Below are 12368 nucleotides of genomic sequence, written 5' to 3'. Positions count from 1 at the left end.
ACTGAAATACGGCAGAATTCTATGGTGTCCTAAGGCATCATAGAATTTTGTATTACTGTTCACAGGCAGGCACTTTTGGAACCGAAAGTGCCGTGCGATAACATAGTGGCAGCAGATTTTGCTGATTTGTAATGCGAAGCATCAGCAAAATCCTGTTACAGTTTGCACGCGTGTGAACTGTAACAATTTTTGCCATAAACATTCATTCTCAATTATAGGAGGAAGAATCATGAGTTTAGTACCTTATGTCCTTGAATCCACCAGCCGCGGCGAGCGGACGTATGACATTTACTCCCGTTTGCTTAAAGATCGTATCATTTTCCTGGGAGAGGAAGTAAATGATGTGACAGCCAGCCTGGTTGTAGCACAGCTTCTGTTCCTGGAGGCAGAGGATCCGAATAAGGATATCAGCTTATATATCAACAGCCCGGGCGGTTCTGTTACCGCAGGTATGGCGATCTATGACACGATGAATTATATCAAATGTGATGTATCTACCATCTGTCTGGGTATGGCAGCCAGCATGGGCGCATTCCTGCTTTCCGGCGGTACCAAAGGAAAGAGATATGCACTTCCGAACGCAGAAGTGATGATTCACCAGCCATCCGGCGGCGCGAGAGGACAGGCAACCGAGATCCAGATCGTAGCGGAGAATATTCTTCGTACCAAGAAGAAATTAAACGAGATTCTGGCAGCCAATACAGGCCAGCCGTATGACGTGATCGTGCGTGATACAGAGCGTGATAATTACATGACAGCAGAGCAGGCGAAAGAGTATGGTCTGATTGATTGTGTCATTACCAACCACTAATTAGATTTCTGGATGGAATAATAGAAAGGAACAAGGTGGAAGTATGCCAGGCAGAACAGACGACAAAATACGCTGCTCATTTTGCGGCAAGACACAGGATCAGGTTAGAAAACTGATCGCTGGCACAGATAATGTATATATCTGCGATGACTGTATCGAACTCTGCTCGGAGATTCTGGAAGAGGAATTTGCCGATCAGGAAAAAGGACCGGATTTCAGCGGAATCAACCTGCTGAAGCCGAAGGAAATCAAAGAATTTCTCGATGAGTATGTCATCGGACAGGACGACGCCAAGAAGGTGCTCTCCGTAGCGGTTTATAACCATTACAAGAGAGTTATGTCCAAGTCCACGCAGGATGTAGAGCTTCAGAAGAGCAACATCCTGATGCTCGGACCGACCGGTTCCGGTAAGACATACCTGGCGCAGACGCTGGCGAAGCTCTTAAATGTACCGTTTGCCATCGCGGATGCGACCACTCTGACCGAGGCTGGATATGTCGGCGAGGATGTAGAGAACATTCTCTTGAAGATCATCCAGGCGGCTGATTACGACGTCAGCAAGGCAGAGTACGGCATCATTTATATTGATGAGATTGATAAAATTACGAAGAAGTCTGAAAATGTATCTATCACCCGCGATGTATCGGGCGAGGGTGTACAGCAGGCGCTTTTAAAGATTCTGGAAGGAACCATTGCCAGTGTTCCGCCGCAGGGCGGCAGAAAGCATCCGCAGCAGGAACTGATTCAGATCGATACGACCAACATCCTGTTCATCTGCGGCGGTGCATTTGACGGTCTGGAGAAGATCATCGACAGCCGTTTAGGTGCCGGTTCCATCGGATTTAACTCCGATATTGTGGATCGCAAGCATCAGGATATCGATGAGCTTCTGAAACAGGTAATGCCGCAGGATCTGACGAAGTTTGGTCTGATTCCGGAGTTTATCGGTCGTGTGCCAATCACGGTATCGCTCCAGACGCTCAATGAGGAGGCGCTGGTCCGCATTTTAAGAGAGCCGAAGAATGCACTGATCAAGCAGTATCAGGCGCTTCTCGATCTGGACGGCGTGAAGCTGGAGTTCACGGATGATGCGCTGATGGCGATCGCCCACATGGCAGTCGAGAGAAAGACGGGAGCCAGAGGACTTCGTTCTATCATGGAGTCCCTGATGATGGATACCATGTATGAGATTCCGTCCGATTCCACGATCGGCATCTGCACGATTACCAAAGACGTAGTCGAGGGAAAGAGTGCGCCGGAGCTGGTATATCGCGACAATACGGTGCCCCGCAAGTCTTTTACAGGACGTTCTAAGAAAGACAGAACCGGCGAGATTGCGTAAATGTAAAGGAAAATAAATGCAGCAGCTTGAGAATGGCGGCTGTTAATGGGGTCTGTGAGATGGCGAACTGCCATAGGCAGACCCCTGTTTTTCTTTCACAGGAAATAACGATACATTTGATTAAGAAAGATAAAGGTGTTATGGAAGATAAGAAACTGACAATGCCGATGATCGCGCTGCGCGGACTGACCGTGCTGCCGCAGATGACGGTAAATTTCGATATCATCCGGGATAAATCCATCGCGGCGGTGGAGCAGGCGATGGTGGGCGATCAGCGAGTATTTCTGGCGACGCAGAAGCAGCCGGATGAGGTGATCCCGGATATTGACGGGATTTTTCAGGTAGGAACGATTGGCTACGTGAAACAGCTTGTCAAGATGCCGGGCGGCATGGTGCGCGTCACGGTGGAAGGGCAGGAGAGAGCCGAGCTTCTGGAGATGGAGAAGGGCGAGGCATGCTGCACTGCGATCGTGGAGATTCTGGATCCGGTCGAGGACGATCTGGACACGATTCAGAAAGAGGCGATGCTCCGGATTCTGAAAGAAAAGCTGGAAGAATACGGAAAATTAAATGTGGCAGCGGGACGTGAAGTATTAAGTCCGTTGATCGCACAGCCAGATCTGACCGAATTAATGAATCAGATATCAGCCCAGTTCCCGTGGAACTATGAAGCGCGCCAGTCGGTGCTGGAATGCCGGACGCTGACGGAGATGTATGAGACAGAGCTGCAGCTTCTGCTGACGGAATTAGAGGTTTACCGCGTGAAACGCGAGTTTCAGACGAAGGTAAAGGCGGCGCTGGATAAAAATCAGCGTGATTATATTCTGCGGGAACAGCTGCGTGTGATCCGGGAGGAGCTGGGAGAGGAAAATCCGGTTTCTGATGCGGATGAGATGAAGGAACAGTTGAAGAAGATCAAAGCCAGCGTGGAAGTAAAGGAGCGGATCCGCAAGGAGATCAACCGTTTCCAGAATATGCCGGCTGGCAGCCAGGATGCGAATGTGATCCGGACATATCTGGAAACGGTGCTGGAACTGCCGTGGAACAAAATGACGAAGGATAACGCGAGCCTGAAGCATGCGGAAGAGATTCTGGAAGCCGACCATTATGGTCTGGAAAAGGTCAAAGAGCGCGTGCTGGAATACCTGGCAGTCCGCATCCTGACGAAGAAGGGCACCAGCCCGATCCTTTGCCTGGTGGGACCGCCTGGAACCGGTAAAACTTCGATCGCCCGCTCGATTGCGAAGGCGATGGGACGCAAATATGTCCGCATCAGCCTAGGCGGCGTGCGCGACGAGGCGGAGATCCGCGGTCACAGAAAGACCTACGTCGGCGCGATGCCGGGACGCATCGTGGAAGGGCTCAAGCAGGCAGGGGTTGCCAATCCGCTGATGCTGCTGGATGAGATCGACAAAGTCAGCAGCGATTATAAGGGAGATACATCCTCGGCGCTCTTAGAGGTGCTGGACAGCGAGCAGAATGTGAAATTCCGCGACCATTATGTGGAGATCCCGATTGACCTGTCGGAGGTATTATTTATCGCGACGGCGAATACAACGCAGACGATCCCTGGACCGCTGCTGGACCGTATGGAGCTGATTGAAGTCAATAGTTACACGGAAAATGAAAAATATCACATTGCAAAAGACTATCTGATTCCGAAACAGCTGGAGAAGAATGGTCTTTCGAAGGAACAGTTAAATATCACGGGTCCGGCGCTGGAGAAAATGATTCACAGCTACACCAGGGAAGCTGGAGTCAGGAATCTGGAGCGCCGGGTTGGCGATATCTGCCGCAAGGCAGCCAGAGAGGTGCTGGAGAAGAAGAAACCGTCGATCCGCGTGACAGAGCGGAATCTGGATCATTATCTGGGACGCGAGAAAGTCTTCTTCGATGCAGCCGGAAATGAGGCACAGGTCGGTATCGTGCGCGGTCTGGCGTGGACGAGCGTCGGCGGCGATACACTGCAGATCGAGGTCAATGTCATGCCGGGCAAAGGCGTGCTGCAGATGACGGGTCAGATGGGCGATGTTATGAAGGAGTCGGCGCAGATTGCACTGACCTATGTGCGTTCGGTTGCATCTGATTACGGCGTGAAGGAGAACTATTTCGAGAAACACGATATTCACCTGCATATCCCGGAGGGCGCGGTGCCGAAGGATGGTCCATCGGCCGGAATCACGATGGCAACGGCGATGCTGTCGGCGGTGACAGGACGGAAGGTACTGCCGCGTGTGGCGATGACCGGCGAGGTAACGCTGCGCGGTCATGTGCTGATGATCGGCGGTCTGAAAGAAAAACTGCTCGCAGCCCGCATGGCGCAGGTGGAAAAGGTACTGGTACCGGCGAAAAATCAGCCGGATGTCAAGGAACTTTCGAAGGAAATCACGAAAGGAATGGAGATCGTATACATCAAGGAGATGAACGAAGTCATCCGAGAGGCATTTGTACCGGAGAAATAGCGGTTTAGTAGGAGAAAAAATATGATTATAAAAGATGTAAATCTGGAAACCGTCTGCGGTATCACCAGTAAGCTGCCGGCAAATACACAGCCTGAATTCGCGTTTGCAGGCAAATCAAACGTCGGCAAATCGTCCCTGATCAATGCGCTGATGAACCGCCGATCCTATGCGAGAACATCCTCGCAGCCGGGCAAGACCCAGACGATCAATTTTTACCATATCAACGACGCGTTTTACTACGTCGATCTGCCAGGGTACGGCTACGCGCGCGCGAGCGTTGAGGTCAAGGCAAAGTGGGGCAAGATGATTGAGAATTATCTGCACAAATCGCAGATGCTTCGCTGCGTCTTCCTGCTGATTGATATCCGTCATGAGCCGTCTTCAAACGACAAACTCATGTACGACTGGATCGTTTCCCAGGGCTTCCAGCCGATCCTGATTGCGACCAAGGCTGACAAGATCAAGCGCAGCCAGCTCCAGAAACAGTTAAAGATTCTCAGAACAGGTCTGGGAGTCGGCACCGAAGTGATGATGATTCCGTTCTCCGCCGAGACAAAACAGGGCAGAGAAGAGATCTGGAACTATCTGGAGACGGAGATCTGGAAGGTGGAACATCCGGGGGAATAGATGTCGGTGGGTAACTGTTCACAGGTAGGAATTTTCTGAACTGAAAATTCCGTACGATACAGTTCCGGCAGCAGATTTTGCCGATTTGGAATGCGTAGCATCGGCAAAATCCCGTTGCTGAGCACACGTGTGTGAACAGTAACGCCGGTGGAGAGTGCGGACGGCGAGAAATAGAATAGAGTTTTAGAAAAATTCGAAAAATAAACGTATAAACTGCGGTATCTGACCGGATATCAGGCGGCGCCTATCCTTGCGGGCGATGTCAAATATCTGGGCTGGGTGGCGCAGTTTTTTGTTTCACAGGAAATTGCGTCCTATGAAACAAAAAAGCGTTAGGTTTTTTTGAGAGAATAAAATATATATTTCTGGAAAATATAAAAATTGAGGTAACTGTTCAGTAGGTCTGCGCATTTACTGCGTTTTAATGGATTTTTGCGCGTGACTGTGAAGGTACTGAACAGTTACGAATTGAGAAAAATAATAAGGCTATCTTGAAGTAAAAAGTGATAGGATGGAATTTAAGCCTTATGGTGGTGCGGGTTGTGATTGAGTTGTGAGATAGAAGGGAGCAGCCATGTTTGAAAATCGGACGGATCTGGCGTTGGAGGAGAGAGAAAGTTTTGAGGGGAATGGGGGCGAAATCGGCGGTGTGGCGCTGCGGGAATGGCGCTGTCATGGCAGTTCGATCCGGATGACGGAAGTCTCGATTTTGAACGAAAAAGGTGCGGAATCAATGGGAAAGCCGATGGGAACCTACCTGACGATGGAAGATCCGGGTCTGTCGGAGACAGAGGATGTATACTGTGAGGCGGCTGCCGGGGAGTTAGGACGGCAGCTGGCGTCCCTGATCCGGAAAAACTGTGCTTCAACCATGGCCGGACTTTCGATTCTGGTAGCGGGACTGGGAAACCGGCAGGTGACGCCGGATTCGCTGGGACCGCGCGTGGTGGATGGGCTTTCGATGAACCGCCATCTGCGGACGGAGCCAGGCAGAAGAAATGGCACATACCTCTATACGGCTGAGAAAGCGGGGCGGACGGTGCATCCGGTTCTCAGCGGTATCCATCCGGGGGTGATGGCACAGACAGGGATGGAGACGGCAGAAATTGTCCGCGGCGTCGTGCGGGAGAGCCGCCCGGATCTGGTGATCGCGGTCGACGCGCTGGCGGCGCGAAACGTCCACCGTCTGGCAAGCACCATTCAGCTGACGGATACAGGAATTCATCCGGGTTCCGGCGTCGGCAACCACCGCCGGGGAATGACGCGGGAAAATCTCGGCGTGCCGGTAATCGCGATCGGCGTTCCGACGGTTGTGGGCGCGGCGGCGATCGTTCACGGGACGGTCAATGCGTTAGTGCGGACACTAACCGCCTCAAAAGAGGGCAGCCGGTTCGGTGAATACATCCGGGAACTGGATTCGGACAGCCAGTATGAGCTGATCCGGGAACTTCTGGAACCTGAATTTGGAGCGATGTTTGTGACCCCGCAGGACATGGACGAGCGTATCTGCAAGCTGAGCGCAGCAATCGCCGAGGGGATCCGGCGGGCAGTGGAACGGCTGGAGGAAGAAAGATAACACTGAAAAAAATGCCAGATTGAAAAACAGAACCAAACAGGAAACTACACTTTGCTAATCGCATAGGATAGAACAGGAAAGAAGGGAGATGAATGCGGTGCGGTGGTGGCAGAGGGCAGCCGGGCTCCTGATGGTTCTGTTTTTGCTGACAGTCGGCTGGAAGATGCGTGCATTCATCTGGACAGCTGTGCAGAATGCGGTGGTAAGGTCCTGGTATCCGGTCTGGGGGACTAATTTGCGGGATATACCAGATTCGGAGGAGGGGAAAAGGCATAGACTTGCCGGGTGGAAGAAACAGACGCAGGGAGAAGCCGATCCGTCCTATTATAAATATCTGGAAGAACAGGAAGTCCGGCAGGAGTATATGGATTTCCTGGCACAGTTTTCCGGGAGTAGGCTGGTGGATGGAACTTTACTTGGAAAATGGAACGGGCTTGTTCATGAAAGTGGGAGACAGGGCGGCGGAGAGACGGACGAAGAGAGGCTGTATAGTGTTGGAAAGAATGGAGAAAAGACAGAGAGGGCAAATCCTGCCGCACTGGTGGACAGCCCGCGTCTGCGGAAAAAGCTGGAAGATTATGATTATCTGATCCAGCATTTTTTTACAATCCACCCGACGGCGTCGATTGACCGGAGCCTGATGAACGCAGAGACATTTTTGTCGATGGATCTGACAATCAGGAAGGACGAGGCGGACGGACCACAGATCTTGATTTATCATACCCATTCGCAGGAAAATTATAGAGATTATGCGGGAAGCGACGGAAAGGGCGCGGTAGTGTCTCTGGGGGAAGAGCTGGCAAAACGGCTGCGGGCGAAAGGATATCAGGTCTGGCACGATACAACTGCCTATGATATGAAGTCGGGGCATCTCGACCGGAGCCGTGCCTATACATATGCCTGCGAGGGTGTCACGAACCTTTTGCAGAAATACCCGTCGATTCAGGTGATTTTAGATGTGCACCGGGACGGTGTCAGCGAGCAGACGCATCTAGTCACGCAGATAGAAGGGAAACCAACGGCACAGATCATGTTTTTCAACGGTACCAGCGAGACGCCGGACGGACCGATCGAGTATCTGGCAAATCCCTGCCGGAAGGAAAATCTGGCGTTCAGTTTTCAGATGAAGTGGAATGCCGATCAGATATATCCTGGGTTTACGCGGACGATTTATTTAAAGGGGCTTCGTTACAATCTACATCTACGCCCGCGCTCGGCGTTGATTGAGGTCGGGGCACAGACGAATACATATGAAGAGGCGGTCAATGCGATGGATCCGCTGGCGCAGCTTCTGGATCAGGTGCTGACAGGCTAATGGCAAGGCTTTTAGTCAAGGCTTTTTCTATTTCAGGACTTGCGGCGTACCTGAAAAAATGGTATATTCATTTAGATCAGGTGTTATTTATTATAAAAGATGATTTTAAATAAAAAATAAGATATCGCAGCAAACATTTTGCTGCCAAACAAAGTGATACAGAGAGAGGAATGAACGGATGGCAATTATAGATCAGAGCAAAATCAGAAATTTCTGCATCATTGCACATATCGATCACGGCAAATCAACGTTGGCAGATCGTATTATTGAGATGACGGGACTTTTAACGAGCCGTGAGATGCAGGCGCAGGTGCTTGATAACATGGATCTGGAGCGGGAGAGAGGTATTACCATCAAGTCGCAGGCAGTCCGCACGGTATATAAGGCGAAAGACGGTCAGGAGTACATTTTTAATCTAATCGACACGCCTGGACATGTGGACTTTAACTACGAGGTTTCCCGAAGCCTGGCGGCGTGCGACGGCGCGATTCTGGTTGTGGATGCGGCACAGGGAATCGAGGCGCAGACGCTGGCGAATGTATATCTGGCGCTGGATCATGATCTGGAGGTCATTCCGGTGTTAAATAAGATCGATCTGCCGAGTGCGGATCCGGAGCGCGTGGCAGCGGAGATCGAGGATGTGATCGGTCTGGAGGCGTCAGATGCACCGCGCATTTCTGCGAAGACCGGCTTAAATGTCGAGGCAGTTCTGGAGGAGATCGTGCAGAAGATCCCGGCACCGGCGGGCGATCCGGAGGCATCGCTGCAGGCGCTTATTTTCGACTCTCTGTATGATTCTTACAAGGGCGTTATCGTATTCTGCCGTGTGAAGAACGGTACGATCAAAAAAGGCACACGCATGAAAATGATGGCGACCGGAGCGGCTGCCGAGGTTGTGGAGGTCGGATATTTTGGCGCAGGTCAGTTTATTCCGTGCGAAGAGCTTTCAGCCGGTATGGTTGGCTATGTGACTGCCAGTATTAAAAATGTGCAGGATACCCGCGTGGGCGATACGATCACCGATCTGGACAACCCATGTGCAGAGCCGCTTCCGGGTTACAAGAAGGTAACGCCGATGGTATACTGCGGTCTTTATCCGGCGGATGGTGCGAAATATCCGGATCTGCGGGACGCACTGGAAAAATTGCAGCTCAACGATGCAGCGCTCTATTTTGAGCCAGAGACATCGGTAGCGCTGGGCTTTGGTTTCCGGTGTGGTTTCCTGGGGCTTCTCCATCTGGATATTATCCAGGAACGCTTGGAACGCGAGTACAATCTGGATCTTGTGACAACGGCGCCGGGCGTTGTATACCGGGTGCACAAGACGAACGGCGATATGATTGAGCTGACGAACCCGTCAAACCTGCCGGATCCGTCCGAGATTGCCTATATGGAAGAGCCGATCGTGTCGGCGGAGATCATGGTTACGACCGAGTTTGTCGGTGCGATCATGACGCTGTGCCAGGAGCGCCGCGGCGTTTACCTGGGAATGGAGTATATTGAGGCGAGCCGTGCGCTGCTGAAATATGAACTTCCGTTAAATGAGATTATTTATGATTTCTTCGATGCATTGAAATCGCGCTCCCGCGGTTACGCGTCGTTTGATTATGAGTTAAAGGGCTACGAGGAATCCAAGCTGGTAAAACTGGATATTCTCGTCAACCGCGAGGAAGTGGACGCGCTCTCTTTCATCGTATTCGAAGGTTCGGCATATGAGCGCGGCAGAAAAATGTGCGAGAAGCTCAAGGATGAGATTCCGCGTCATTTATTTGAAATTCCAATCCAGGCGGCGGTCGGTGGAAAGATCATTGCCCGCGAGACGGTCAAGGCAATGCGGAAGGACGTTCTGGCAAAATGCTACGGCGGCGATATTTCCCGAAAGAGAAAACTTCTGGAGAAGCAGAAGGAAGGAAAGAAACGTATGCGTCAGATCGGAAACGTAGAGATTCCGCAGAAGGCATTTATGAGCGTCCTGAAGCTGGACGAGGAATAATGGAATTATATATACACATCCCGTTCTGCGTCCGCAAATGCCGTTACTGTGATTTTCTTTCGTTTGCGTCCGATGCGTGCGTGCGGGAAAAATATGTGGATCAGCTGATCCGGGAGATTGAAAGCATTCTGGAAGAGGATGCAGGGCAGTGCCCTGAAAATGCGGCGCCGCGGCTAAACCTGACAGGGCGGACGGTGGAGACGATCTTTATCGGCGGCGGAACGCCGTCCCTGCTTCCACCATCGGCGATTGAGCGGATTCTGGCAGCCGTCCGGCAGGTCTTTCGGGTAGAGCCGGATGCGGAGATCACGATGGAGGCGAATCCGGGGACATTGACGCCGGATTCGGCAGCCGGTTACCGGAATGCAGGGGTCAACCGCCTGAGTCTGGGGCTGCAGTCGGCTTCGGAGGAGGAATTGCGGCTTTTAGGGCGGATTCATACGCGGGAGCAGTTTTTACAGAGTTTTCGTGCTGCGCGGGACGCTGGATTTGACAATATCAATGTCGATCTGATGTCGGCGCTTCCGGGACAGTCGGAGGAGAGCTGGCAGGAGACTCTGCGGTTCGTCTGCGACCTTGAACCGGAACATATTTCCGCATACAGCCTGATTGTGGAAGAAGGCACGCCGTTATATGAAGAGTACGGGGAGATGTGCGCGGATCTGGAGAAATACGGCGATTATGCCTCTATGCCAAAGCGTTTACAGACGAAGTATGAAGGCTGCAAATGTCTGCCGGATGAGGAGACAGACCGGAATATGTACCACCACACGAAAACAACGCTGGCGAAGCTGGGCTATGAGCGGTATGAGATTTCCAATTATGCCAGACCGGGCTATGCCTGCCGCCACAACATCGGTTACTGGACCGGTGTGGAGTATCTGGGGCTTGGTCTGGGGGCATCCTCGCTGGTGGGCGGGAAACGCTTTCAGGTGACGGCGGATTTGAACCGTTATCTGGTGTTTACGAAAGAAGAGCTGGCAGCGGGCGCGCAGTATGAGGAAATACACGAATTGAGCCGTCAGGAGCGGATGGAAGAATTTATGTTTCTGGGGCTGCGGCTGACCGGCGGCGTCCGGACGGCAGAGTTTGAACGCCGGTTTGGCGTGGCGATGGAAGCGGTGTACGGTGAGGTGATCGAGAGGCTTTTGAAAGAAGGATTGTTGGAAGCAGCGGTCCAGACAGATAGCCATATCCGCCTGACTGAATATGGCTTGGATGTCAGTACCTATGCACTGGCGGAGTTTTTGCAATAAGAATAGAAATGTATGCCCGGAGTGCTTTTTGATTTCTGTTTTGCGACGGCAGGAGGAATTTGGGCGTGCATGAAAATTTTGGAGGATGTAGCATGGATTGCACGATACTGCAGTTTATAATCGTCTGCCCGATGGTATTTCTGGCAGGCTTTGTGGATGCGATCGCAGGGGGAGGCGGATTGATTTCACTTCCGGCGTACCTGATCGCCGGGGTTCCGACCCATATGGCGCTCGGAACCAACAAAATGAGTTCCATGATGGGAACGGCAATCGCGACCGGGCGGTTTGCCAAAAACGGTTACATACAGTTTAAGAAGGTGGTCTGGTTTATCGTGGCGGCGCTGATCGGTTCTTCGATCGGTTCGAACCTGACTCTGTTAGTCAGCGATAAGATTTTACAGTATATGATGATCGTGATTCTTCCGATTGTTGCATTTTATGTTATGCGGAATAAGAAAATGGGCGATGATTCGCTGGCGGGCACCCTGCCGGAGCGGAAATCATTCCTGATTGCGCTGGCATCCGCGCTGATCATCGGTATTTATGATGGTTTTTACGGACCGGGAACCGGAACTTTCCTGCTGCTGGTGCTCACAGGAGCGGCGCGCTATACGATGAAAGAGGCGGCGGGTACGACAAAGGCGATCAATCTTTCGTCTAATGTGGCGGCGTTTGTCACATTTGTGATTCACGGCAAGATCATTTACACGCTGGGACTGGCTGCGGCGATCTGCAGTATTTTAGGAAATTATATCGGTTCCGGCCTGGTATTGGGAAATGGACAGAAGATCGTGCGCCCGCTGATTCTGGTGGTGCTGGCGATCCTGTTTGTGAAGATTTTATTGGGAAATTAGAAAAGAAAATTAGAACGATTAGGCGGATTCATTCGTTTGACAGTTACTGTTCACGCATACGTGCCCAGTAACGGAATTTGCCGTGGCTTCGCATTTAAATACGGCAAATTCCTGCTGCCACCACGTTTTCTT

Annotated in this window: 9 protein-coding genes; all 9 read left to right on the top strand. The window is 51.7% G+C overall.

Annotated elements, in window-relative coordinates; all coding sequences use genetic code 11:
- Positions 1–229 precede the first annotated feature (229 nt).
- The 9 genes from clpP (at position 230) to C7U56_RS13195 (ending at position 12236) form a co-directional block, all read left to right on the top strand.
- Positions 230–811, top strand: a complete 582-nt coding sequence (gene clpP, locus C7U56_RS13235; RefSeq protein ID WP_022359226.1) for an ATP-dependent Clp endopeptidase proteolytic subunit ClpP — start codon at positions 230–232, stop codon at positions 809–811.
- A gap of 43 nt (positions 812–854) precedes the next feature.
- Positions 855–2153: an ATP-dependent Clp protease ATP-binding subunit ClpX gene (clpX, locus tag C7U56_RS13230; protein ID WP_107001607.1), complete on the top strand. Its 1299-nt coding sequence runs from the start codon at positions 855–857 to the stop codon at positions 2151–2153.
- 116 nt (positions 2154–2269) lie between these two features.
- A complete protein-coding gene (gene lon / locus C7U56_RS13225; RefSeq protein WP_463668915.1) occupies positions 2270–4615 on the top strand; it encodes an endopeptidase La in 2346 nt (781 codons plus the stop codon).
- A 21-nt stretch (positions 4616–4636) separates the two neighbouring features.
- A complete protein-coding gene (gene yihA / locus C7U56_RS13220; RefSeq protein WP_107001606.1) occupies positions 4637–5242 on the top strand; it encodes a ribosome biogenesis GTP-binding protein YihA/YsxC in 606 nt (201 codons plus the stop codon).
- A 574-nt stretch (positions 5243–5816) separates the two neighbouring features.
- Positions 5817–6818 carry a GPR endopeptidase gene (gene gpr / locus C7U56_RS13215; protein ID WP_107001605.1) on the top strand — a complete coding sequence of 334 codons (1002 nt, stop codon included), beginning with the start codon at positions 5817–5819 and terminating at the stop codon, positions 6816–6818.
- Positions 6819–6906: 88 nt separating this feature from the next.
- Positions 6907–8133 carry a stage II sporulation protein P gene (gene spoIIP / locus C7U56_RS13210; protein ID WP_107001604.1) on the top strand — a complete coding sequence of 409 codons (1227 nt, stop codon included), beginning with the start codon at positions 6907–6909 and terminating at the stop codon, positions 8131–8133.
- Between the two features lie 178 nt (positions 8134–8311).
- Positions 8312–10126 (top strand): translation elongation factor 4, encoded by a 1815-nt coding sequence (gene lepA / locus C7U56_RS13205; RefSeq protein ID WP_022359720.1) that lies wholly within the window; start codon positions 8312–8314, stop codon positions 10124–10126.
- Positions 10126–11382, top strand: a complete 1257-nt coding sequence (hemW, locus tag C7U56_RS13200; protein WP_107001603.1) for a radical SAM family heme chaperone HemW — start codon at positions 10126–10128, stop codon at positions 11380–11382. The genes lepA and hemW overlap by 1 nt, the downstream gene beginning before the upstream one ends.
- Positions 11383–11474: 92 nt before the next feature.
- Positions 11475–12236 carry a sulfite exporter TauE/SafE family protein gene (locus C7U56_RS13195; protein WP_107001602.1) on the top strand — a complete coding sequence of 254 codons (762 nt, stop codon included), beginning with the start codon at positions 11475–11477 and terminating at the stop codon, positions 12234–12236.
- Positions 12237–12368: the final 132 nt, after the last annotated feature.

Source organism: Clostridium fessum, from assembly GCF_003024715.1.
Taxonomy (GTDB): Bacteria; Bacillota; Clostridia; order Lachnospirales; family Lachnospiraceae; genus Otoolea; species Otoolea fessa.
Note: the sequence above shows the minus strand (reverse complement) of the source record. Positions and strands in the feature narration are given on the sequence as shown.

Excerpts from the sequence above, each read along its gene's own strand:
- clpP (WP_022359226.1), top strand. The coding sequence starts at position 230 with ATGAGTTTAGTACCTTATGTCCTTGAATCCACCAGCCGCGGCGAGCGG.
- clpX (WP_107001607.1), top strand. The coding sequence starts at position 855 with ATGCCAGGCAGAACAGACGACAAAATACGCTGCTCATTTTGCGGCAAG.
- yihA (WP_107001606.1), top strand. The coding sequence starts at position 4,637 with ATGATTATAAAAGATGTAAATCTGGAAACCGTCTGCGGTATCACCAGT.
- gpr (WP_107001605.1), top strand. The coding sequence starts at position 5,817 with ATGTTTGAAAATCGGACGGATCTGGCGTTGGAGGAGAGAGAAAGTTTT.
- spoIIP (WP_107001604.1), top strand. The coding sequence starts at position 6,907 with ATGAATGCGGTGCGGTGGTGGCAGAGGGCAGCCGGGCTCCTGATGGTT.
- lepA (WP_022359720.1), top strand. The coding sequence starts at position 8,312 with ATGGCAATTATAGATCAGAGCAAAATCAGAAATTTCTGCATCATTGCA.
- hemW (WP_107001603.1), top strand. The coding sequence starts at position 10,126 with ATGGAATTATATATACACATCCCGTTCTGCGTCCGCAAATGCCGTTAC.
- C7U56_RS13195 (WP_107001602.1), top strand. The coding sequence starts at position 11,475 with ATGGATTGCACGATACTGCAGTTTATAATCGTCTGCCCGATGGTATTT.